Origin of the sequence: Micromonospora yasonensis, assembly GCF_026013475.1 — a bacterium.
GTDB classification, from domain to species: Bacteria; Actinomycetota; Actinomycetes; order Mycobacteriales; family Micromonosporaceae; genus Micromonospora; species Micromonospora yasonensis.
Genome location: NZ_JAPDPH010000049.1, coordinates 1 through 22,775, shown reverse-complemented (window position 1 = coordinate 22,775; position 22,775 = coordinate 1). Strand labels below are relative to the sequence as shown.

The window sequence follows — 22,775 nt, the reverse complement described above, 5'->3', positions numbered from 1 at the left end:
AGAAGAACATGGATGCCAGCGCCACCCGCCCGGCCCACCACCGATCCAGCCGAGCACGTCACCTGCTCGCCGCGTCGCTCGCCGCAGCACTCCTGCCGTTCACGCCGAACCCGGCGGCAGCCTCCGAATCGACGAGCGACGATACGAGCGCCCCCGCCGCCGTCACCATCGACAACTGCCCCTGGGGCTACACCACCTCGTCCACGGTCTTCTTCGGCCACGGCCCGGCCGACTCGGGCGTACCCAACCGCGACCTCGGCGACGGGTGCACGATCCTGGACACCGTCTGGGCCGCGGCGCCGTTCGCCGACCACGGCAGCTTCGTGAGCACCGTCAGCGGGCTGGCCAACACGCTCCGCCAAGACGACGTCATCACCCCGCAGGAGAGCGCGAGCATCGTTCGGGCAGCCGCCGACTCCGAGATCGGCAAGCCGCAGCCGGCCCCCGGCACCCGGGCGCTGCCCGACGACCGGATCGGCCTCGTCCTCTACACCGTGCGGGCCACCATGCCGGCCGCCCCCGAAGCCACCCTGGCCGCGCTCGCCGCCTGCGGCTACCGCAACGCGGAACCCTCGGGCGCGGTGAACAACTTCTACGGCAAGACGGCCACCACGCTGGCGCCCCTGGTGGCCGACGCCGGGCTGTCCGTCCCGTCCATCGGGATCGGCCTCACCGACCTGCAGCGCAACCTCGACGGCGTCATCGCCAACGCCAAGGCGTTCGGCGCCAGCTACGTCCGGATCTCAGGCTCGGCCTCCTGGAAACCCGCCGACTACTCCCAGGTGGCGGCCACCCTCAACACCGTCGGCGCCGAACTGAAGAAGGCGGGCATCACCGTCGCCTACCACAACCACGGGTTCGAGTTCACCGCCCAGAACGGCGTGCGCGGCTACGACGTGCTGGTACGCGAGACCGACCCGAACCTGGTCGCGATGGAACTCGACCTGTACTGGGCGAGCAGTGTCGGCGCCGACCCGGTGGAGCTGATCACGCAGTACCCGGGCCGGTTCTCGCTGTTCCACGTCAAGGACATGGCCACCGACGGCTCGTTCGCCGACGTGGGCGAGGGCACCATCGACTTCGCCCGCATCTTCGCCTACAGCCAGATGGCCGGCGTCGACTACTACCTGACCGAGAACGACAACCCCCGCCCGGACGGCGTCTCGTCGGCCTGCGACAGCTACGCCAACCTCCGTACCCTGCGCTACTGATCCGTCGTCGCCGGCCCGCGACCGCCGCGGGCCGGCGACGACGTCTCTGACCCCGACCTGGGCCGGGGGACTCCCCGGAGTCGGCAGGTATACGTCGAACCGATCCGGGAATACCCGACCGTGGCGGGCAGGAAGATACGGCGGGTGCTCGTCGTCGGCGCGCCGTTCGGGGACGGCCACATGCGGGCGGCCCAGGCCGTCGGCCGCCTGCTGCGGGAACGCAACCCCGACCTCGACGTAGCGGTCGAGGACGTCTGCGTCCACCTCTTCCGGCCGCTACGCCTGCATCGCGCCCTGCGCGCCGCCTACCGGTGGTCCACCAGCCGCCTGCGCGGGCGTCCGCACCACCGGCTCTACCAGTTCGCCAGCCGGTGGCCAGGGATCGTCTGCGGCCTGTCGAACCTCGCGTTCGGCAGATCGACGGAAAAATGGTTACGGCGGATGATGCCCGATCTCGTAATCGCCACCCACCCCGTCGCCGGCTACCTCTGCGCACACCGCCTGACCGGCCGCGGCGTACCCGTGATCCCGCTCGTGACGGACAGCGGACCGGTCAACCGGATCTGGTTCCACGGCCGGTACGACCGGCTGCTGCTGACCGATCCGGGGACCCGGGACGACGCCGCCCGGGCGTTGGGCCCCACGTCCCCGGTCATCGTCGTCGGCGCCCCCGTCCTGCCCGCACTGCAGGCCCGCCAGCAGCAGGCGGAAGCCCGGCGCAGGATCGGCCTCGACCAGCGGTTCACCGTGCTGCTCACCGCCGGCGGCGCGGGGCTGGGGCAGGGCGTGCTGGCCGCCGCGCTGCAACTGGCCGACAGTGATCTGGACGTGCAGTTGATCCTCAACGCGGGAGACAACAAGGCACTGCTGGCCCGCTTCCGCGACCTCGCGGCCCACCGGCCGTTCCTGGTGCGGGGCGCGTCCGACGACTTCGACGTGCTGCTCGCGGCCTGTGACCTGGTTATCGGCAAGGCCGGCTGGTTCACCCTCAACGAGGCGGCCTTCAGCGGACGACCGACCCTCATCGTCGACGTGGTTCCCGGCCAGGAGGAGTCCAACGCCCGCGCCGCAGAGGCGGCGAGGACAGCCCGGTGCGTGCAGCCGTCCGAGGTCGTCTCGTGGGTTCGCAGATACGCACACGCGCCGCACCTGTTGCGCACCGACTTCGCCGTCGACGGACCCGCCGAGTTCGTGGCGGGCTGGCCGGACCGGCTGGCGAATGCACTGAGCGACCTGGTGACGATCGCAGACCCGCCGAGAGTTGCGTGAGGGAGCGGTTCAGAAGGTCGACCGAGACCCCGGAGAAGGCCAGCGCCGCCGCGCCATGCCTGCGCCACCGTTGCAAAGCCTCGGGCACACTCGCCACATGGATGAGATTGTGTTGTCGGTGCCCGGCTACGACAACGCGCAGGGCGTTGTGGCGCCGGTGGAGGGTGGCACAGTGTCGGTCGAGGTCGTGGGCGGCTCAATTGAGATCTTCGGCGACCGAGCCGGCCTGCGGGATCTCGCACGGTGGTGCCTCGCCCTCTCGGACGAGCGGGCACCCTCTGGGGCGCACATCCACCTCGACCCAGGAACGTTCCCGCTGAGCCTTGATTCGGCTCCTCTGATGCTGGCCCGCGACCCGCGGGAACGCTAGATCCAGCCGGCGTGGCTCTCCCCGTCAGCGACAGCAACGGCACTCGGGGTCCGTCTCGCGCAGCCCCGATCGGGTGACAGCAGCACGCCAGCTCCGCCATCCACCCGCTGTGGAACCGAACGAGGGGCCGGAACGCTCCGGCCCCTCGTTCGAACTCAGGACGCGGGGCTCGCCCAGCGGCCGACCACGGCGGCGGCGCCGCCACCCCGCCGTACCGGCTCGGCGGCGGCCAGCAGCCGGCCGTCCGACAGGAACTCGATACCGGTCGCCGCGCCGATTTCCGCCGTCGGCGAGAACGCGTGACCCGGCGGGAGACCGGCCGCGTACCCGCTGACGAAGCCCGGCTCGGCCTGCGTGCTGGCGCCGTTGCGCTGCGACGCCCGCGGCGCCGCCAACGCCTCCGGCAACGTCATCCCCAGGTCGATCCGATTGACCAGCATCTGCAGCACGGTGGTGATGATCGTCGCGCCGCCGGGCGAGCCGACCGCCAGCAACGGCCGGCCGTCGGCCAGCACGATCGTCGGTGACATCGAGCTGCGCGGACGCTTACCCGGCCCGGGAAGGTTCGGGTCCGGCGCGGTGCCCTGGGTCGGCGCGAAGTTGAAATCGGTCAGCTCGTTGTTGAGCAGGAACCCCCGACCGGGCACCACCATCCCGTTGCCGCCGGTCGCCTCGATGGTCAGCGTGTACTCCACCACGTTGCCCCACCGGTCGGCCACCGTCAGGTTGGTGGTGCCGGTGCGGTCGTCGCGGATGTCGGCGACCTTTGCCGCCGAGCAGCCGCCGTAGACGCCGTCGGGAACACCGGGGGCGACCGGCTTGGGCAGCGCCGCCGACGGGTCGATCAGGCACGCCCGCTCCTTGGCGAACCCGTCGCTGAGCAGCTCGCGGAGCACGCTCTGCGGAGTGTGGTCACCGACGTACCGGTTGCGGTCGGCGAACGCCAGCGCGCTGGCCTCCAGGTAGCGGTGCATCGCCTGGGCCGCGGTCATCGACCGCAGGTCGTACTGCTCCAGGATGTTGAGCGCCTCACCCACGGCGGTGCCGCCGCTGGACGGGGTGGACATGCCGTACACCTCGAGGCCGCGGTAGTCCGACCGGGTCGGCTCGGGGCTGCGGGTGCGGTAGCCGGCGAGGTCGGCGGCGGTCATCCCGGCCGGGCGGATCGGGTACGGCCACGAGCCGACCGGCTGCGCCGCCACCGGCGGGTGCTGTACGGTGGCGACCACGTCGCCGCCGACCTCGCCGCGGTAGAACACGTCGGTGCCCCGCTTGGCGATCAGCCGGTACGTCGCGGCGAGGTCCGGGTTACGGAAGGTGCTACCGACCGCCGGCGGCTGCCCGCCGGGCAGGTACAGCGCGCTGGTCGAGCTGAACTGACCGAACGCCGCCTGGTTCCCGGCGACCTGGCCGGCGAAGGTCTCGTCGACGGGGAAGCCGTCCTCGGCGACCCGCTCGGCGGGCGTGAGCAGCTGCGCCAGCGACCGGGTGCCCCAGCGGTCCAGCGCGTCCTGCCAGGTGAGCAGGGTGCCGGGGACGCCGACCGACAGCCCGCTGATCCGAGCCTCGTCGAACCGGTACGGCTGCCCGGTGGCCGCGTTGATGAAGGTGGTCTCGCTCATCGACGCCGGTCCCGCCTCGCGGCCGTCGATGGTGTGCACCCGCCCGGTCTTCGCGTCGTAGTAGACGAAGAAGCCGCCGCCGCCGATGCCGGCGGAGAACGGTTCGGTGACGCCGAGCGTCGCCGCGGCGGCGACCGCCGCGTCCACCGCGTTGCCGCCGCGCCGCAGCACGTCCAGACCGACCGCCGTGGCGGTGGCATCCACCGTGGACACCGCTCCCCCGTACCCGACGGCCGTCGGCACCTTCGGCGGCCCGGCCGGTGTCGCCTGCGCCGGAACTGCGGCCCCGGCCACGAGCGTGGCCAGGGCTATGGTCGCGGTGACGAGGACCCGAAGTCTCCTCATCTGGCCTCCCAGATCGACATGAGTTGGCCTCATGCCTACTCCCCCGACGGGGAGCAGGCAACCCGGGAGCCCGAAGATCGCTCGCCGCCCGGCAGCGCAGGGCGCGCCGGGCGGCGCGACAGCAGTTCAGTCCTGCTGGTCGAGGAAGGCGAGCGTGACCGCGGCGAACAGCGGGGAGTCGGCGATGTCGTAGTGCGTCAGGCCGGGCAGGATGGCCAGCGCGTGGCCGCCCTTCGGCCGGTTCTCGCCCATCCAGCCACCGTCGCGCAGGCCGCCGTCGAGCAGTTTGAAGACCTCGACGTAGTGGCTCGGCGGGGCCATGTCCGCGTCGGCGGCCATGATCAGTGTCGGCACCTGCAGGCCGCGGACCTCCTCGGTGTAGTCGAAGTCCTTCGCCATCGCGGCACCGATCTTGTCCAGCAGCCGGGGGAAGTCCTCGGGGCGCGGGGCCACCCGCTGGTAGAGCTCGTACATCGGGGTGTCCTTCATGAACTCGGCGGCCGCCGCGCCGACCTGGCCCTGCTGCTGGAGCATCTCGGGGTAGATGGCGTCGCGGCGGATGTTCGCCGATGCCGCGACCAGGCGGCCCACCTGGTGCGGGTGCCTGATCGCGACGTGGAGCGCGACGCCGCCGCCGAGGGAGTAGCCGACGACGTCCGGCTTCTGCAGTCCGAGGTGATCGATGAGCGCGGCGATGTCGTCGGCCATCAGCGGTATGTCGAGCGGCCGGTCGATGTCGGCGGTGCGGCCGTGCCCCTGCAGATCGACGACGATGACCTGATGGTGGTCGGCCAGCGACGGCAGGATCGGCGCGAACATCTCGCCCGAGCACAGGCCTCCGTGCAGCAGGATCAGCGGCCGTCCGGTTCCGTGGGTCTCGTAGTAGAGGTTGATGCCGTTGACGTCGGCGTACTGTCCCGAGCCGGCGTCGTGCTGAGTGGCGGTCATGGTGTGCTCCTGATGTCTTCTCGTCGACCTGACGCCGGTTCTGACCAGCCGGGCCTCGGGAACTCATCGCTGCCGGCGCGGCGAGTTTGCGGGGTGCCCCTACCGGCGAAAGCTGGGCTAGGTTGGTTCGGTGAGTGAGGTGGCGACCAGTGCATCCGTCGAGGCACAGCTGGAGGCGTACCGGTCGGAGCTGACCGGCTACTGCTACCGCATGCTCGGGTCCGTCTTCGAGGCCGAAGACGCCGTGCAGGACACCTTCGTGCGGGCTTGGCGTGGTTTCGACCGGTTCGAAGGGCGGGCCAGCCTGCGGTCCTGGCTGTACCGGATCGCGACCAACGTGTGCCTGACCATGCTCGGCAGCGCCCAGCGTCGGGTCCTGCCGATGGATCTCGGGCCGGCCGGGTCCGGCCGCGCCACCGACCCGGGAGAGCCGCGCCCCGAGGAGATCTGGGTCGGCCCGGCGCCGGACAGCCGGGTCCTGCCGGAGAACAGCGACCCGGCCGACGTGGTCGCCGAACGCGAGTCCGTCCGGCTGGCGTTCGTCGCGGCGCTGCAGCACCTGCCGCCGCGGCAGCGGGCTGTGCTGATCCTGCGGGAGGTGCTGGCCTGGTCGGCTCAGGAGGTGGCCGAACTGCTCGACACCTCGGTGGCCAGCGTCAACAGCGCCCTGCAGCGGGCCCGGGCCACCCTCGCGGCCGTCGACACCGCCGCCGACGTGTACAAGCCGATGGACGACGAGCAGAAGGCGCTGCTCGCGCGCTATGTGACGGCCTTCGAGGCGTACGACCTCGACGCGCTCACGACGCTGCTGCACGAGGACGTGACCCTGTCGATGCCACCGCTGCCGCTGTGGCTGCGCGGCCACGACGACGTCTGCGCCTGGATGGCCGGTACGGGCATTGGCTGCCGGGGTTCTCGTCTGGTGCCGGTGGTGGCCAACGGCATGCCGGCGTTCGGGCAGTACCGGCCCAGCCGCACCGGCTCGGGGCACGACCCGTGGTCGCTGATCGTGCTGGAGCTGTCAGGCGGGCGGATCGCCGCCATGACCAACTTCCTCGACACCGCCCGGCTCTTCCCGATGTTCGGGCTGCCGGCCCGACTCGGGTAGCGCGTCGGTCAGGCCGAGCAGGCCGACCAGCCGCAGCAGACCCGGGCCGGCTCCCGTGACCACCAGGTGCCAGCCGTGCCGCCGCGCGGTCAACCGCAGCCGGGCCAGCGCCTCGATCGTCACCACGTCGGGCCGGACCACGCCGGCCACGTCGCAGCAGACGATGCCGGGGGCACGGCCACGCAGCAGTTCGGCGAGGTCGGCGCAGAGGACGGGGATGTCCGCGCGGGCCACCGCCGCGCCGACAGCGAAGGAAATCCCGGAGGCGGCCACCCGGATAGGACCGCCCGCCGCCGCTGAACTCATCGCACCGCGCCTCGATGACGTCGACGGGAGCGCGGGCGATCGCGAGGTGCACTGCAGCGCCAGCACCGGCCGTTTCATGACGGAGACGACCTCGGAGCTGCACGAGTCCACTACCGAGAATCAGCACCTCCGACGGGTCGCGGGAGGTCGAGAAGCCGGGCGGTCGGGCGGATCGCGGTCACAGGTCTTTGGCCATGTTGCGGCCGGTCTCGGTGAAGCCAAGCTGCTCGTAGAGGGCCCGGGCGCCGGTGTTGTGGGCGAAGACGTGCAGACCGATTCTGGTCAGCGCGTTGTCGTGGCACCAGCGCTCGGCGGCCAGCATGATCGCGCGGCCGTAGCCCTGGCGGCGTACGTCGGGTTCGACGGCGACGTTGTAGACGAACGCGGTGTCGTGGGTGACTTTGACCCAGAGGAAACCGACCCGGCGGTCGCCGTCGTAGGCGTACCAGAAATGGTGGTCAGGGGTGGCGGACTCGTCGGGAAGCAGCTGCGCGTAGGTGTCGGCGGCGTTGCGGGCCGCGTCCTGCGCCGACTGGCCCGACGCGGCGAGGCTCTGCGCGTAGTGCGCCTCGGCCTCGGCCCGCCACGGCTTGTACTGATCCTCGGTCATCGGCTCCAGCCGTATGTCCGTCATGATCGACAACCTACCGAGTCAAAAGCACACGCGCGCACTCTCAGTTCGGGGCCGCTGGTCCTCGGCGACCCTAGCGTTACGCGCATGCGGACACATACCCGTCGTGCCGTCGACCGATTCAACGCCTGCGTCCACCCGGTACCGGCGCCTGGTCCGCCGCTACGAGCCGCAAGGCTTCCCTGTGCGCCGCCGGCCCGGTCCGGCTCTGCACGAACTGGCCCACGGCCTGGCCTTCTGGGCCGCCCGGTACCGGCCGCTGCCCGGACACCGCCGGCCCGCCGGCCACCTGTCCGCGGCCGACGCACTCGACGCCGTCCCATGTCTGGCGACACAGGACCGACTCGTCGCCCACCGGCTCGGCCAGCTGGCCAGCACACCGGGCTGGCCGGAGGGTCTGCGCGCCATCCGCCCCGTGGACACCGCCGACGAACACGTCATCAAGTTCGCCGACACCGCCGTCGAGGCGTACGAACGCGCCCACGATCCCGCTGCTCGCCGCGGCCCTGCGCGCCGGCGAACTCATCGGCGGCTGAGCCGCACTCCCATCAGCTTCCGCCACTGGTGGAAGGACGTGTTTGCCCCCGTACACCTCGGGCAATCGCGCGGCGGAGCACTGTCACACGGGGAGGAGCACGTCATGAAGATCCACGACCCGGCCAGCCAGGCGATGCAGAAGGACTACGAGGTCACCGACATCGAGCGCCTGATGGGCAAACGGGACTGGAAGAACTACGACGAGGTGATCGCGTGGCTGATGAAGGAGGGTGATGAGGACCGGCGGTTCACCCCCGGCGAGGTTCAGCACATGATCGACGATTTCACCCGGGCGCGGGACAAGGGGATGAACTTCGTGCATGAGCCCGAGCAGCTCTACAAGCAGCTGAAGGGCAGCCGATAGGCGTCGCAGGAACGCTTCGGTCAGCAACGCGTCCGGGTCGCGCTGGAGGACGTCCAGTGCGACCCGGCACGCCTGCCAGCAGCACGAGCGGGGATCTAGGGCCAGGGGGCGGAGCATGCGGCGCAGCGTCGCGGTGGAGCCGGAGGTGACCGGCGGCGAGTCGGTGGGGCTGGCCGATGTGGCGTGGGACAACGCGCGCCGGAAACCGGACAAGGTGCAGTTCCTGCGCCCGAACCCGGACGCCCGGTCGTGGCCCGCCCAGCGGTCCGGCGCCGGCGACCCGGGTGCGGTGACCTGCCGACAGTTCCGCGACGACGTGCTGGCGTTGGCGCGGGGACTCATCGCCGCAGGGGTCGAGCCCGGGGCCCGGGTGGCGCTGATGAGCCGCACCCGCTACGAGTGGACGCTGGTCGACTACGCGCTGTGGACGATCGGCGCGGTGACCGTTCCGGTGTACGACACCTCGAGCGCCGAACAGCTGGCCTGGATCCTCGCCGACTCCGGTGCGGTGGCATGCGTGGTGGAGACACCTGCTCACGCCGCGATGCTCACCGACGTACGAGACAGGCTGCCCGAGCTGGAACAGGTGTGGCAGATCGACGCCGGCGACCTGGTCCAGCTGGCCGGCCGGGGCCGGACCGTCGACGAAGAGCAGGTGGAGGCCCGGCGGGACGCGGTGTCGGGCGGGGACGTCGCGACGATCATCTACACCAGCGGGACGACGGGCCGGCCGAAGGGGTGTGTGCTGACGCACCGCAACATCCGGCTCGACGTCGGCAACGCGGTCGCGGCGCTGCCGGAGCTGTTCCACGAGGGGGCGTCGACGGTGCTCTTCCTGCCGTTGGCGCACGCGTTCGCCCGGATGATCCAGGTGGGGATGGTGCAGGCCCGGGCGACGATGGTGCACAGCGCCAGCATGGGCGGGGTGATGGACCAGCTCCGCCGATACCGGCCGACGTTCGTCCTCGCGGTGCCCCGGGTGTTCGAGAGGATGTACAACCGGGCGCGGCAGAAGGCCGTCGAGCAGCACCAAGGCCGCCTGTTCACGGTCGCGGACCGGGTGGCGGTGCGGTACAGCCAGGCGCTCGAGCACCCGGCCGGCCCTGGCCCGATGCTCCGGCTGGCGCGGCGGGTCTTCGACCTGCTGGTCTATCGGAAACTGCGGGCGGCGCTGGGCGGACGCTGCCGCGTCGCGATCGTCGGCGGCGCCCCCCTCGGCGAGCGGCTCGGGCACTTCTTCCGCGGGGCCGGTCTGACGGCGCTCGAGGGCTACGGATTGACCGAGACCTCCCCGGCGCTGGCGGCGAACCGGCCGTCGGCGATGCGGATCGGCACGGTCGGCCGGCCGCTACCGGGCGTGGAGTTGGCGATCGCCGACGACGGGGAGGTCCTCGCCCGGGGCGAGATGGTGTTCCAGGGCTACTGGAACAACCCGTCCGCCACCCGCGACACGTTCACCGCCGACGGCTGGTTCCGCACCGGCGACCTCGGCAGCCTCGATGACGACGGCTACCTGCGGATCACGGGACGCACCAAGGAGATCCTGGTGACCGCCGCCGGCAAGCACATCGTGCCCGCCCCCATGGAGGATCGGGTACGCGAGGACCCGCTGGTCAGCCAGTGCATGCTCGTCGGCGACGCCAAGCCGTACGCCGCCGCTCTGATCACCATCGACCCGCAGGCCTGGTCGCGGTGGCGGACCGCTCACGGCCACCCGCGCGCATCGGTGGCGGACCTGCGCGACGACCCCGCCCTGCACGGCGACGTCCAGGCCGCAGTCGACCGAGCGAACAGGACGGTCTCCAAGGCGGAGGCGATCAAGACGTTCCGCGTGCTGCCCGACGACTTCACCGAGGCCAACGGTGAGCTGACCCCCACCTTGAAGATCAAACGGGAAGTGGTGCAGCGGCACCGCGCCGCCGAGATCGACGCCCTCTACGCCGGCCATTAGTAGCCGACGGCGAGTTGACCGCCCTCCCCCACTCCCAGGGCCGCCTCGCGCGCGTCCCAGCCTGGTACGCGTCCGCCCGGAGGTCCTTGGCGGTCGGATAGTGATGCCCCCGCTTTCCGCCGGCTCAAGCAAAAGCTGCGCGCAGTACGACGAGACTTCTTGATGTCTCGATGAAAAGAACCTAGGTTCGGGACGAGCACTTGTCAGGCAACGCCCCCGGGGAGGCGCCGTAGACCTCGCGGGGATCGAGAGTCCGATGCGGACGGGGGGCTGACGAGCGAGCACCGGCTGCGCCCTCCTCCATCGGTGAGACAAGGAGGTTTCAGCGTGGGCAGCAGGAATCGTTTCCTCGCGGGTACGGCGGTCCTCGCCGCCGCGATCCTGACCGGGGGTTTCACGGCGGCGCCGGCCAGCGCATCGCCATCGTCGTGCGCCGCGCCGGACAGCCGGCCGACCGTCCGCTTCCTCGACTACGACAGCGGCGTGGCGAACCGGACCGTCGACGGTGGCTGTTCGATCAACGACCTGATCGACGACGAGGGTGCCTGGGCCAACCACGGCGGGTTCGTGGCGCACGTGGCGCACGTCGTCCGGGATCTGGCCGGCGCCGACGTGATCACCGCCGAGGAGGCCGCCGCGCTGACCGAAACCGCGGCGCAGTCCGACGTGGGGAAGACGACCAGCTATGTGAGCCTGTTCGACGGGACAGCTGCGTCGTACGCGAACTGGGGCTACGTCGGCGGCCGCGGGTTCGCCCTGCGCGACGACGGGACGATGGTGACGGCCAACTCGCCCACCGGCGGCGGGCTCGGCATGCTCTGGTACCGGGCCGCCCAGTTCGGCGACTTCTCCCTGCGCCTGCAGTTCCGCGATGAGCGGGGCGGGGACGCGAACGCGCGGTCGAACAGCGGTGTCTTCGTGCGGTTCCCCGGTGTCGACCCGGCCGCCAGCCCCCAGTGCAAGACGACCGATCCGGCATGGGTCGCCGTGAACTGCGGCCACGAGATCCAGATCAACGACTCGCCGGAGATCGGCAACAACGACCCGCGCAAGACCGGATCCGTGTACGGGTTCGCCGACCTGAACCTCGCCCAGGCCCGCCCGGCGGACAAGGGGGTCTGGAACGACCTCGAGATCCGGGTGGTCGGGCAGCACTACACCGTGCTCCGCAACGGCGTGGTGATCAACGAGTTCGACAACGTGCCCGGCCTGCCGTTCCCGGGCCGTCCGACCGACCCGGGCACCAGTGGACGGCAGTACGCGCAGGGCTACATCGGCCTGCAGAACCACGACGGCGGCTCGGTCATCGCCTTCCGCAACGTACGCGTGCGGGACCTCGGCTGATCCTGGCCGGGTGCCGGCTTCGTGGCTGCGGTGATCCGCCGGGTCCCCGCCCGGCGGATCATCACGCCCGCACGGACTACCGGCTGAGCACGTCGACGGTCAACTCCCGCACCACCGACTCGTCGACGTCGACGCCAAGCCCCGGACCGGTCGGCACCCGGGCGACACCGTCCTTGACCTCGACCGTCGCCCCAGTGGCGTAGGAGGAGGTGAGGAACTGCCGCCCGTTGAGGTCGACCGGCGTGTCGATGCCGTACGCGGCGAACAGGTGCAGCGACGCGGCCAGCCCCAGATCCGAGTCGGTCAGTCCGGACCCCATCAGCCGCACCCCGGCGTCCTCGGCGAGGCCGCAGAGCCGCCGCGACAGCGTCAGCCCGCCGCTGCGCTGAACCTTGGCGATGGCCACGTCCACCGCGTTGAGCTTCACGAAGGTCGCCAGGTCGCTCGGGTGGCGCAGGCTCTCGTCGAGCGCGACCGGAATGGGTGAGGTCTCCCGCAGGCGGCGCTGCCCGGCGACGTCGTTGGCCGGTAGCGGCTGCTCGAAGGCGGTGACGTCGAGGTCGGCGAGCCGGCGGGCCATCCGCAGTGCGCCGTCGACGGTGTAGGCCTGGTTGGCGTCCACCCACAGCGCGGCGTCGGGTGCGGCCTCGCGGACCGCCCGCACGACGGCGGCGTCCTCGGCTTCGCTGTGCAGGCCGACCTTCACCTTGAACGCCCGGTAACCGAGGTCGCTGCCCTCTGCGACCGCGTCGGCGACTTCGGCGGCGGTCTGTCCGGAGACGATCCAGCCGAGCTGGATGGTCTCCCGGCGTCGCTGCCCCCACAGCACGCCTACTGGTACGCCAAGCGCGCGGCCGAGCAGGTCGTGCAGGGCGACGTCAACGGCGCTCTTCGCCAGGGGGGAGCCGATGGTGAAGCCGCGGTTGACGGCGCGGTCGAAGGCGGTGGTGACGCCGTCGAGGTCCCAGGCGGGGCGGCCGAGGATGGCCGGGGCGAGGTACCGGTCGATGGTGGTGACGATGGATTCGGCGGTCTCGTAGGTCCAGGCGGGGATGGGGGTGGCCTCGCCCCAGCCGGTGACGCCGTCGGCGGTGACCTTGACCAGGATGCGGATGCTGGGCGTGCCGGCGACGGCGACCGAGCCGCCGGACACGCCGAACGAGCGCACGGTGGGCAGCGCGACGGCGTAGGTGTCGATGGCGTCGATGGTCAGCCCGGACAGGGCGGTGGCGGGTGAGAGCACCTGATGCCTTTCGTCAGACCAGCTTGGCGGTGCTGGCGCGGATGACCACCTCGCCGCCGAGCCGGACGATCCGGCGGCGCCGTCCGGTGTTCTCGGTGAGCGCCATCTGCATGGCCTGCTCGCCGAGCTGCGGCAACGGCAACGCCACGGTAGTCAGCGGCGGGGTGAGGTCGCGAACGATGGGGATGTCGTCGAAGCCGGCGACGGAGACGTCGTCGGGCACGGAGAGTCCGTGATCGCGCAGCGCGGCGCAGGCGCCGATGGCCATCACGTCGGTCAGGGCGAACACGCAGGTGGCGGTCAGTCCGCGGTCGAGCAGTTCGGTCATCGCGCCGTAGCCGCCGTCGCGGGTGAAGGGGGCCTCGACGATGTCGCTGGTGGCGAGGGTGATGCCGGCCTTCTTGAGTTCGTCGCGGAAGCCGCCGAGCCGGTCGGCGACCGTGGTCAGGGCGGGTGGCCCGGCGAGTACGGCGAAGCGGCGGTGGCCGAGGTCGAGCAGGGCGCGGGCCATGGCGGCGGCCCCGGCGCGGTTCTCCGGCAGCACGCTGTCGACCTTGAGGCTGCGGTGGCGGCTGACGACGGCGACGCGTCCGCCGCCTTCCAGGTAGGGCTTGAGTTCGGCTTCCATGGCGCGTTCCCAGCGGGGGTCCTCGAAGCCGGAGCCGGTGAGCAGGATGGCGGGGGCGCGTTCGGCGCGCAGCATCGACACGTACGCGATTTCCCGCTCGGGGTCGCGGAAGGTGCTGGCCAGCATCACCAGGAGGTCGTTGTCGCCGGCGACCCGCATGACGCCGCCGGCGACGGCCGCGAAGTAGGGGTCGCTGATGTCGTGGCAGATGACGCCGACGGTGCGGTGGGAGGCGCCGGCGAGGGCGCGGGCGTGCGCGTTGGGGGTGTAGGCGAGTTGCTCGGCGGCGGCGAGGACCCGGTCGCGCAGTTGCGGGGTGACGCGCATGCCGTTGAGCGCGCGGGAGGCCGTGGCCAGTGAGACCTCCGCGGCCTTGGCCACGTCTTCCAGCGTCACGTGGGTCCGTGGCTGCATGAGGTCCCCCTGCGGAAGTTCTTGACCGGGTGATTTCGGCGTGGTTACGGTAGCACCCTGAAAGCGCTTACTGAAAGCGCATTCAGGGCCGGTTCCCCGCCCTCGGCGGGGCGTCCGGCCCTGCCGTCGGCACGCGCCTACCCAGCGGCTGAGCACCCGGAATCGCCGGCCAGCCAAGGAGAACGGAGGGTCATGGCCGCGCAGAGCACCATCGAGCACCGGGAGTCGAGCGCTCCCGCCCGCACCCCCGCGCCGGCCGCCCGCCGCCGGGCCGGCGCAGGCGCCTCCCTGCTCCGGTTCGCCCGGAGCACCTGGCGTCCGGCCGCGGTCCTCGCGGCGATCTTCGTCGTCTGGTGGGCGGTGACCGCGGCGGACCTGGTCAAGCCGTACCTGGTTCCCTCACCGGGCACGACGCTGGACGTCGTGCTCGCCCAGACCGGCTACTTCGCGCACCACACCTGGATCACCAGCTACGAAACCATCCTGGGCTTCGCGATCGCGATCGTGGTCGGCGTCGTCTCCGCCGTCGTCATGGTCTACTCCCCGACGGTCGAGAAGAGCCTCTACCCGCTGCTGCTGTTCGCCCAGGTCATCCCGAAAATCGCCATCGCGCCGCTGTTCATCGTGTGGCTCGGCTTCGGGCTCACCCCGAAGGTCGTCGTCGCGGTCCTGATGGCGTTCTTCCCGATCGTCATCTCCACGGTCACCGGCCTGAAGTCGATCGACCCGGAGATGCTGCAACTGTCGGCGACCATGGGCGCGGGCCCGGGGCAGACGTTCACGAAGATCCGCTTCCCGGCTGCCCTGCCGCACCTGTTCGCCGGCCTGAAGGTCGCCGCCACGATGGCCGTCACCGGCGCCGTGGTCGGCGAGTTCGTCGGCGCCAACGAGGGCCTCGGCTACGTGATCCTGCAGGCCAACGGCAACCTCGACACCCCGACGCTGTTCGCCGGGCTGCTCATCATGTCGCTGCTCGGCGTCGTCCTGTTCGTGGCCGTGGAACTGCTCGAGTACCTCGTCCTTCCATGGCACGCGAGTCGCCGTACCGACGCCGCTACGACGTCGCTCTGAATAGGAGAACCCGTCCCATGAAGTTGCGTACCCTCGTCGCCACCCTCGTGCCGGCGCTGATACTGACCGTCACCGCCGGCTGCGGCTCGTCGTCCGGCGACGAGCAGGCCAAGAACTCCCAGGGCCAGGACAAGGTCACCCTCACCCTCAACTGGTACCCCTACGGCGAGCACGCGCCGTTCTACTACGGCAAGAAGCAGGGCATCTTCGCCAAGCACGGCATCGACCTGACCATCCAGGCCGGGCAGGGCTCGCAGAAGACCGTGCAGGCCACCGCCGCCGGGCAGACCGACTTCGGCTGGGCCGACACCCCGGCCCTGCTGTCGGCCGTCGGGCAGGGCATGGACGTCAAGAGCGTCGGCGTCTTCCTGCAGACCACCCCGTCGTCGGTGCAGTTCTTCAGCGACAAGAACATCAACTCCCCCGCCGACCTCAAGGGCAAGACCATCGCCTCCACCGCCGGCGACGCGCTGAGCAAGACCTTCCCGGCGTTCCTCAAGGCCAACGGCCTGGCCGCAAGCGACGTGACCCTGCAGAACACCGACCCGGCCGGCAAGATGGCCGCGGTCATGTCGGGCAAGACCGACGCGCTGCTCGGCTTCGCCACCGACCAGGGCCCGACGATGCAGGAGAAGTCCGGCAAGCAGGTCTCCTACCTGAAGTTCGCCGAGCACGGCCTGACCTTCTACAGCAACGGCCTGATCGCCTCGGGCGACACCATCAAGAACAAGCAGGACCTGGTGAAGCGGATGGTCGCGGCCAGCAGCGAGGCCTGGGCCGCCGCCGAGAAGGACGCGGCCGGCGCGGTCTCGGCGATGGCGGGCGCCTCCCAGCAGCTGCCGTCGGAGAAGGTGCTGACCGACCAGTTCAACGCCACGCTGCAGCTGCTGCACACCGACGCCACCAAGGGCCAGGCCCCGGGCATCAACGACGAAGCCGACTGGCAGAAGACCATCACCGTCTTCGCCGACGCGGGTGTGATCGCCAAGGCGGAGTCGCCGTCGGCCTACTGGGACGCGAGTTTCGCGCCGAAGGGATGATCCGATGACGGTCGGCAACACCACCACGCAGCGGCCCGACGACGCCACCAGCACGGGCGCCGCGGTCGAGATCGACCAGGTCGCGGTCCGCTTCCGTACCAAGAAGAAGGATGTCACCGCGCTGCGCGACGTCTCGCTGCGGATCGAGCCGGGCGAGTTCGTCTCGATCGTCGGAGCCTCCGGCTGCGGCAAGTCGACGCTGCTGAAGCTGGTGTCCGGCCTGCTGCGGCCCTCGTCCGGCCAGGTCCGCCTGCACGGCGAGGACGTGCGGGGGCCGCGGCGTGACATCGGGTACGTCTTCCAGCGCGCCGCGCTGCTGGAGTGGCGTACGGCCCGGCGCAACATCCTGCTCCAGGCCGAGATGCGGCGCCTGCCCAAGGCGCAGGTGCGCCAGCGCGTCGACGAACTGATCGAGATGACCGGGCTGACCGGCTTCGAGGACGCGTACCCGAACGAGCTGTCCGGCGGGATGCAGCAGCGCGTGGCCCTGTGCCGCGCGTTGCTGCACCGCCCCCCGGTCCTGCTCATGGACGAGCCGTTCGGCGCCCTGGACGCCCTCACCCGGGAGCAGATGAACGTCGAGCTGCGGCGGATCTGGCGGGAGACCGGCACCACCGTCCTGCTCGTCACCCACTCCATCGCCGAGGCGGTCTACCTGGCCAACCGGGTGATCGTCATGACCCCTCGACCCGGCACCGTCGCCGAGGTCATCGACGTCGACCTCCCCGTCGAGCGTGACTACGGCCAGACGATGTCCGAGCCGGCGTTCGCGCGCGCCACGGGACGCATCCGCGACCTGCTGGGTGCGACGACGACCGCCGAATAACCACTGGGAAGGAAACACACGTGGAGCGCACGTCTATCGGGATCATCCTCAACGGGGTGACCGGACGGATGGGGTACCGCCAGCACCTCGTCCGCTCCCTGCTCGCCATCCGCGAGCAGGGCGGGCTGCCGGCCCGCGACGGCAGCGTCATCTGGCCGGAGCTGACCCTGGTGGGCCGTAACGAGACCAAGCTCGCCGAGATCGCCGCCCGGCACGGGCTGACGTCGTACACGACGGACCTGGACGCCGCGCTCGCCAAGGACGACCATCAGATCTACTTCGACGCGCAGGTCACCGCGCAGCGGGAGAAGGCGATCCGGGCGGCGATCGAGGCCGGCAAGCACGTCTACACCGAGAAACCCCTCGCCGAAGGGCTGGCCGGCTCGCTGGAGCTGGCCCGGCTCGCCGCCGCCAAGGGCATCAAGAACGGGGTGGTGCAGGACAAGCTGTTCCTGCCCGGCCTGCGCAAGCTCAAGCGGCTGGTCGACGGCGGGTTCTTCGGCCGGATCCTGTCGGTACGCGGCGAGTTCGGCTACTGGGTGTTCGAGGGCGACTGGCAGGACGCCCAGCGGCCGAGCTGGAACTACCGCGCCGAGGACGGCGGCGGCATCGTCGTGGACATGTTCCCGCACTGGCACTACGTGCTGGAGCAGATCTTCGCCCCGGTGACCGCGGTGACCGCGCACATCGCCACCCACATCCCCGAGCGGGTCGACGAGAACGGCCAGACCTACCGGGCCACCGCCGACGACGCCGCGTACGGCATCTTCGAGCTGGCCGGCGGCATCACCGCGCAGATCAACTCCTCCTGGGCCGTCCGGGTGTACCGGGACGAGCTGGTCGAGTTCCAGGTCGACGGCACCCACGGCAGCGCCGTGGCGGGCCTGCGGAACTGCCGCATCCAGCACCGCGGCGCCACCCCGATGCCGGTGTGGAACCCGGACCTGCCGGTCACCGAGGACTTCCGCGCCCAGTGGCAGACCGTGCCCGACAACGAGGACTTCGACAACGGGTTCAAGGTCCAGTGGGAGGCGTTCCTGCGCCATGTCGTCGACGACGAGCCGTTCCCGTGGGACTTCCTGGCCGGCGTCCGCGGCGTGCAGCTCGCCGAGGCCGGCCTGCAGTCGGCCCGGGAGGGACGCCGGGTGGAGATCGAGGAGATCACGCTGTGACCGCCCGGATCACCCTGCCCACCCCCGGCGGCGGCACCGAGACGCTGACCCTGCGCGAGCCGGCCGGCTGGCAGCGGCCCGCCGGCCCGCCGGCGAGCCGGATCGCGTACGCGGCGGCGCACGTCGTCGCCGACCCGCACGCCGACAACGCCCCCGGCCAGCCCGCCCGGCTGGACTGGGACGCCACCCTCGGCGTACGCCGCAACCTCTGGTCCTGGGGGCTCGGCGTCGCCGAGGCCATGGACACCGCCCAGCGCGGCATGGGCCTCGACTGGGCCGCCACCCGGGAACTGATCCGCCGCAGCGCCGCCGAGGCCGCCGCCTGCGGCGGCCGGATCGTCGCCGGCGCGGCCACCGACCAGCTCACCGGCCTGCCCGACACCCTCGACGAGGTCGTCACCGCGTACGCCGAGCAGGTCGCCTTCGTCCAGGACTGCGGCGCCACCGCCGTCGTGATGGCCAGCCGGCAACTCGCCGCCCTCGCGACCGGCCCGGACGACTACCTGCGCGTCTACGAGCAGGTGCTGTCCGGCACGACCACGCCGGTCGTGCTGCACTGGCTCGGCGACATGTTCGACCCGGCCCTGGCCGGCTACTGGGGATCGGCCGACCTCGACGAGGCGACCAAGACGTTCGTGGCGCTGATCCACGCCCACGCCGACGTCATCGACGGGGTCAAGGTGTCGCTGCTGGACGCCGAACGGGAGGTCCGGCTGCGCGAACTGCTGCCGGCCACCGTCAAGGTCTACACCGGCGACGATTACCACTACCCCGAGCTGATCGCCGGCGACGGCCGGCAGTTCAGCCACGCCCTGCTCGGCGCATTCGCGGCCATCGCCCCCGCCGCCTCGGCGGCCCTGCAACGCCTCGACGCCGGCGACACCGCGGGCTTCCGGGACGTCCTGGACCCCACCGTGCCGCTGTCCCGGCACGTCTTCGCCCCGCCGACCCAGTACTACAAGACCGGCATCGCGTTCCTGTCCTGGCTCAACGGCTTCCAGCCCGGCTTCACCATGGTCGGCGGGCTGCACAGCGGCCGCAGCGTCCCGCACCTGGTGCAGGCGTTCCGCCTCGCCGACACCGCCGGCCTGCTGCTCGACCCCGACCTGGCCGTCGACCGGATGCGCCGGTACCTGTCCGTGGCCGGGGTGACCGCATGACCGCCGTGGACCCGCGGCTGGCGCGGCTGTCGCTCAACCAGCGCACCACGCAACGGTGGTCGGTCCGCGAGGCCGTCGAGGGCTGCGTCCGGGCCGGCATCCCGGCGATCGGCCTGTGGCGCGAGCCGGTGGCCGAGATCGGGGTGCCGGCCGCCGCGAAGCTCGTCGCCGACGCCGGCCTGCGGGTGTCGTCGCTGTGCCGCGGCGGCTTCCTCACCGCCGGCGGCGACGCCGGCCGCGCCGCGCTGGAGGACAACCGGCGCGCCATCGACGAGGCCGCCGGCCTGGGCACCGACTGCCTGGTCATGGTCGTCGGCGGGCTGCCGCCCGGATCCCGCGACCTGGCAGGCGCCCGGCAGCGCGTCGCCGACGCCCTCGCCGGCCTGGCCCCGTACGCGGGCGAGCGCGGCGTCCGGCTCGCGCTGGAGCCGCTGCACCCGATGTACTGCGCCGACCGGGCCGTCCTGTCCACCCTCGGGCAGGCGCTCGACCTCGCCGAACCGTTCCCGGTCGCGCAGGTGGGCGTCGTGGTCGACACCTTCCACATCTGGTGGGACCCGGACGTGTGGCGGCAGATCGCCCGGGCCGGCGACCGGATCGCCAGCTTCCAGGTCTGCGACTTCCTCACCCCGCTCCCGGCCGACGTGCTGCTCGGACGCGGCATGATGGGCGACGGCCACATCGACTTCCCGCCGTTCCGCCGGGCCGTCGAGCAGGCCGGCTACACCGGCGACACCGAGGTGGAGATCTTCAACGCCGAGGTGTGGGCCACCGACCCCGACCAGGTCCTCGCCACCATGAAGGACCGCTATCTCCACCTCGTCCTGGCCGACTGATGCGCGTCGTCGTCGCACCGGACTCGTTCAAGGGCAGCATCACCGCCGACGACGCGGCCCGGGCACTGGCCCGCGGCTGGCTCGCCCACCGGCCCGGCGACGACGTACGCCTGCTCCCCCTGGCCGACGGCGGCGAAGGCACGGTCGACGCCTTCGCCGCCGCGCTGCCCGACGCCGAACGCCGCACCGTGATCGTGCCCGGCCCCGACGGCCGGCCGGTGGCCGCCGCCTGGCTGCTGCTGCCCGACCGGGCGGCCGTGCTGGAACTCGCCCAGTCCAGCGGACTGCCGCTGATGGCCGCCCCGGACCCGCTCGGCGCGCACACCTACGGCCTCGGCGCGGTCGCCCGGGCCGCCCTCGACGCCGGCGCCACCCGCCTCGTCATCGGCCTCGGCGGCTCCGCGTCCACCGACGGCGGCACCGGGGCCCTGCGCGCCCTCGGGCTGCGGCTGCACGACGCCCACGGCCGGGACCTGCCACTCGGCGGCGCCGCCCTGGCCGACCTGACCCACCTCGATGCCACCGACCTGCTGCCCACGCCGCCCGGTGGCGTGCAGCTACTGGTCGACGTGACCGCACCGCTGACCGGCCCGGCCGGCGCCGCCGCCGTCTACGGGCCGCAGAAAGGCGCGCAGCCAGCGGACGTGACGCTGCTGGACGCCGCGCTGCGCCGGCTCGCCGGGCAGGCCGGCGGCAACCCCGACGAGCCGGGCGCCGGCGCGGCCGGCGGCACCGCGTACGGGCTGGCGGCGCTGTGGGGCGCGCAGATCGTGCCGGGCGCGACGACCATCGCCGAACTGGTCGGGCTGGCGGACGCGCTCACCGGCGCGGACGTACTGCTCACCGGCGAGGGACGGTTCGACGAAACGTCGCTGACCGGCAAGGTGGTCGGCTCGCTGCTGGAGGCGGCCGCAACCGCCGCCGTACCCGTGGGGGTGGCCGCCGGGCAGGTCGGCGGGCCGGTGCCCGGATCGGTGTCGGCGGCGGTGTCGCTGGTGGACCTCGCCGGCTCGGTCGAGGCGGCGCTGGCGGACCCGGCGCGGTGGTTGACCGAGGCCGCTGCCGTGCTGACCAATCGCCTCCCCGCCGGGTAAGGCACCTAACAGCAACACTGACAACAACCGACGCGGACAAAGCCGCCCAGGGAGGACCTACGGCGGACGATGCCCCGAGGCCAATGACGCCGACGGACCCCGCCGGACGGAGCGCCCAGAGCTTGTAAGCGAGGCGTCCAGGCCACGGTAGCCGAACGGGCAGGCAGGCCAAGCGACCCGACCGGAGCGAAGCCTAAGAAGCCAGGCGACGCTCAGCTGCGTCTAGCCGACCGATCCATGCTTGCGCCTCGGCGGACCCTTCCGCGGTGTCAGCGAAGCAGAGGAGCCCCTGTACGACGACGGCGGGTAGAGCCGTCGTCAGGTGTTCGGCAGGTCCGTAGGCGGCGGTGACGACGGCCCATTGGGAGGGGTCGACGGAGGACAGCAGGAGCCAGGCAAGGTCGGCGACTCCGGGGGCGGCGGAGACGTCCTCCCAGTCGAGAAGTGCCAGCTCTCCGTTCGGGCCGGTGCGGACGTTGCGTGCGGACGCGTCACCGTGTACGAGGGTGAGCGGGCCGGCCGAGGCGATGTCCTGCTCGGCCTTTGGGACCCGCCCTACAAGTCGCTCAGCGAGCGTTCGTAGGTTGGCGGGTAGGTCAGGGCGTGCTGCCAGGGTTGGCATCGTCCGGTCGAAGAGGTCACCGACCAAGTCAGCGGCTGCACCTACCGGGCGCAGCCACGGCCACTTCAGCGGAGCCTGCCCGGCCCATTGCCGATGCATGCGCGACAACAGCTGGGCGTGGGCGATCGGGTCGGCTCCCGCTTGCCATGAGGAAAGGTCTTCGAGGACCAGCATCGTGCCGTCCGGGGTCATCTCCGAGTAAAGGCAGGTAGGTACTCGGACGCCCACGACCGGCGCGATCTCGCGATAAAAGCGCACCTCGGCACGGAACATGTCCAGGGCGTCGGGAATCGAACCTGGCTCTGGTACGCCGCGGCGCTTCACAAACCCGTGCACCGCGCCCATGTTACGAGAGCCGCCCGCAATGGGCTGACCGTGCGACTGCCGACGATGGCCGCTCCGGGGCCGTCGCTGGGCCGTCTGGGCCGTGACCGGGCCGTCGAAGGGCGACCAAGGATGGTCGGCGTTCGCGGGAAGCCGAGGGCTTGTGATCTGGGAGGACCACGGCGAGGTTCGCGCCGCCCGAGGTCCTCGTCTGCTTGGGGTGGCAAGCGACTTACAGCATCGCCGCGGGCACCAGGCGGACGTCGACGCCGTCGAGTTTCACCAGGTCGGTCAGTCGCGGCTCCTTTCGGTCCAAGGGGAGCTGGAACCGCCACGAGG

The 22,775-nt window shown here is 71.6% G+C and carries 21 protein-coding genes; 14 read left to right on the top strand and 7 right to left on the bottom strand.

Annotated features, from left to right (window positions below; all coding sequences use genetic code 11):
- Nucleotides 1–8 precede the first annotated feature (8 nt).
- The 3 genes from ONA70_RS13245 to ONA70_RS13235 all read left to right on the top strand — a co-directional run bounded on the left by ONA70_RS13245 (nucleotide 9) and on the right by ONA70_RS13235 (nucleotide 2,850).
- Nucleotides 9–1,211 (top strand): sugar phosphate isomerase/epimerase family protein, encoded by a 1,203-nt coding sequence (locus ONA70_RS13245; protein ID WP_265006705.1) that lies wholly within the window; start codon nucleotides 9–11, stop codon nucleotides 1,209–1,211.
- 144 nt (nucleotides 1,212–1,355) lie between these two features.
- Nucleotides 1,356–2,480 (top strand): MGDG synthase family glycosyltransferase, encoded by a 1,125-nt coding sequence (locus tag ONA70_RS13240; RefSeq protein WP_265006704.1) that lies wholly within the window; start codon nucleotides 1,356–1,358, stop codon nucleotides 2,478–2,480.
- A gap of 97 nt (nucleotides 2,481–2,577) precedes the next feature.
- The gene (locus ONA70_RS13235) at nucleotides 2,578–2,850 is read left to right on the top strand and encodes an Imm32 family immunity protein (protein WP_265006703.1); all 273 of its coding nucleotides are present in this window, start codon (nucleotides 2,578–2,580) and stop codon (nucleotides 2,848–2,850) included.
- A gap of 155 nt (nucleotides 2,851–3,005) precedes the next feature.
- Here ONA70_RS13235 and ggt read toward each other — a convergent pair whose 3' ends face one another.
- Together ggt and ONA70_RS13225 are read right to left on the bottom strand one after the other, a co-directional pair.
- Nucleotides 3,006–4,817 (bottom strand): gamma-glutamyltransferase, encoded by a 1,812-nt coding sequence (gene ggt, locus ONA70_RS13230; protein WP_265006702.1) that lies wholly within the window; start codon nucleotides 4,815–4,817, stop codon nucleotides 3,006–3,008.
- 126 nt (nucleotides 4,818–4,943) lie between these two features.
- Entirely contained in the window at nucleotides 4,944–5,765 is an 822-nt protein-coding gene (locus tag ONA70_RS13225; RefSeq protein WP_265006701.1) for an alpha/beta fold hydrolase, read from the bottom strand.
- A 130-nt stretch (nucleotides 5,766–5,895) separates the two neighbouring features.
- Between ONA70_RS13225 and ONA70_RS13220 the strand changes: the two genes are divergently transcribed.
- The gene (locus ONA70_RS13220; protein WP_265006700.1) at nucleotides 5,896–6,873 is read left to right on the top strand and encodes a sigma-70 family RNA polymerase sigma factor; all 978 of its coding nucleotides are present in this window, start codon (nucleotides 5,896–5,898) and stop codon (nucleotides 6,871–6,873) included.
- Here ONA70_RS13220 and ONA70_RS13215 read toward each other — a convergent pair.
- Nucleotides 6,787–7,179, bottom strand: a complete 393-nt coding sequence (locus ONA70_RS13215; protein ID WP_265006699.1) for an STAS domain-containing protein — start codon at nucleotides 7,177–7,179, stop codon at nucleotides 6,787–6,789. The genes ONA70_RS13220 and ONA70_RS13215 overlap by 87 nt on opposite strands.
- 178 nt (nucleotides 7,180–7,357) lie before the next feature.
- The gene (locus tag ONA70_RS13210; RefSeq protein WP_265006698.1) at nucleotides 7,358–7,813 is read right to left on the bottom strand and encodes a GNAT family N-acetyltransferase; all 456 of its coding nucleotides are present in this window, start codon (nucleotides 7,811–7,813) and stop codon (nucleotides 7,358–7,360) included.
- Here ONA70_RS13210 and ONA70_RS13205 point away from each other — a divergent pair.
- The 3 genes from ONA70_RS13205 (at nucleotide 7,812) to ONA70_RS13195 (ending at nucleotide 12,006) form a co-directional block, all read left to right on the top strand.
- Nucleotides 7,812–8,711, top strand: a complete 900-nt coding sequence (locus ONA70_RS13205) for a hypothetical protein (protein WP_265006697.1) — start codon at nucleotides 7,812–7,814, stop codon at nucleotides 8,709–8,711. The two genes, ONA70_RS13210 and ONA70_RS13205, sit on opposite strands and share 2 nt — an antisense overlap.
- Nucleotides 8,712–8,826: 115 nt before the next feature.
- Nucleotides 8,827–10,662, top strand: a complete 1,836-nt coding sequence (locus tag ONA70_RS13200) for an AMP-dependent synthetase/ligase (protein ID WP_265006696.1) — start codon at nucleotides 8,827–8,829, stop codon at nucleotides 10,660–10,662.
- Between the two features lie 327 nt (nucleotides 10,663–10,989).
- Nucleotides 10,990–12,006: a 3-keto-disaccharide hydrolase gene (locus tag ONA70_RS13195; RefSeq protein ID WP_265006695.1), complete on the top strand. Its 1,017-nt coding sequence runs from the start codon at nucleotides 10,990–10,992 to the stop codon at nucleotides 12,004–12,006.
- A 76-nt stretch (nucleotides 12,007–12,082) separates the two neighbouring features.
- On the opposite strand, the gene ONA70_RS13190 is transcribed toward ONA70_RS13195, so the two are convergent.
- Together ONA70_RS13190 and ONA70_RS13185 are read right to left on the bottom strand one after the other, a co-directional pair.
- Nucleotides 12,083–13,249: a mandelate racemase/muconate lactonizing enzyme family protein gene (locus ONA70_RS13190; RefSeq protein ID WP_265006694.1), complete on the bottom strand. Its 1,167-nt coding sequence runs from the start codon at nucleotides 13,247–13,249 to the stop codon at nucleotides 12,083–12,085.
- A gap of 13 nt (nucleotides 13,250–13,262) precedes the next feature.
- Complete coding sequence (locus tag ONA70_RS13185; RefSeq protein ID WP_265006693.1) at nucleotides 13,263–14,291, bottom strand: LacI family DNA-binding transcriptional regulator; 1,029 nt, start codon at nucleotides 14,289–14,291, stop codon at nucleotides 13,263–13,265.
- Nucleotides 14,292–14,483: 192 nt separating this feature from the next.
- Here ONA70_RS13185 and ONA70_RS13180 point away from each other — a divergent pair, with 192 nt between their 5' ends.
- The 7 genes from ONA70_RS13180 to ONA70_RS13150 are packed head-to-tail and all read left to right on the top strand — an operon-like array spanning nucleotide 14,484 to nucleotide 21,490.
- Nucleotides 14,484–15,362: an ABC transporter permease gene (locus ONA70_RS13180; RefSeq protein ID WP_265006692.1), complete on the top strand. Its 879-nt coding sequence runs from the start codon at nucleotides 14,484–14,486 to the stop codon at nucleotides 15,360–15,362.
- Nucleotides 15,363–15,379: 17 nt separating this feature from the next.
- Nucleotides 15,380–16,402 (top strand): ABC transporter substrate-binding protein, encoded by a 1,023-nt coding sequence (locus tag ONA70_RS13175; RefSeq protein WP_265006691.1) that lies wholly within the window; start codon nucleotides 15,380–15,382, stop codon nucleotides 16,400–16,402.
- Nucleotides 16,403–16,406: 4 nt separating this feature from the next.
- The gene (locus tag ONA70_RS13170; protein ID WP_265006690.1) at nucleotides 16,407–17,228 is read left to right on the top strand and encodes an ABC transporter ATP-binding protein; all 822 of its coding nucleotides are present in this window, start codon (nucleotides 16,407–16,409) and stop codon (nucleotides 17,226–17,228) included.
- A 20-nt stretch (nucleotides 17,229–17,248) separates the two neighbouring features.
- Nucleotides 17,249–18,400 (top strand): Gfo/Idh/MocA family protein, encoded by a 1,152-nt coding sequence (locus ONA70_RS13165; protein WP_265006689.1) that lies wholly within the window; start codon nucleotides 17,249–17,251, stop codon nucleotides 18,398–18,400.
- Nucleotides 18,397–19,560 (top strand): dihydrodipicolinate synthase family protein, encoded by a 1,164-nt coding sequence (locus ONA70_RS13160; protein ID WP_265006688.1) that lies wholly within the window; start codon nucleotides 18,397–18,399, stop codon nucleotides 19,558–19,560. The genes ONA70_RS13165 and ONA70_RS13160 overlap by 4 nt, the downstream gene beginning before the upstream one ends.
- Entirely contained in the window at nucleotides 19,557–20,396 is an 840-nt protein-coding gene (locus ONA70_RS13155; protein WP_265006687.1) for a sugar phosphate isomerase/epimerase family protein, read from the top strand. Before ONA70_RS13160 ends, ONA70_RS13155 begins: the two co-directional genes overlap by 4 nt.
- Nucleotides 20,396–21,490 carry a glycerate kinase gene (locus ONA70_RS13150; protein WP_265006686.1) on the top strand — a complete coding sequence of 365 codons (1,095 nt, stop codon included), beginning with the start codon at nucleotides 20,396–20,398 and terminating at the stop codon, nucleotides 21,488–21,490. The genes ONA70_RS13155 and ONA70_RS13150 overlap by 1 nt, the downstream gene beginning before the upstream one ends.
- Before the next feature lie 193 nt (nucleotides 21,491–21,683).
- Here the strand turns inward: ONA70_RS13150 and ONA70_RS13145 are convergent, their stop codons facing one another.
- Complete coding sequence (locus ONA70_RS13145; RefSeq protein WP_265006685.1) at nucleotides 21,684–22,448, bottom strand: phosphotransferase family protein; 765 nt, start codon at nucleotides 22,446–22,448, stop codon at nucleotides 21,684–21,686.
- Nucleotides 22,449–22,775: the final 327 nt, after the last annotated feature.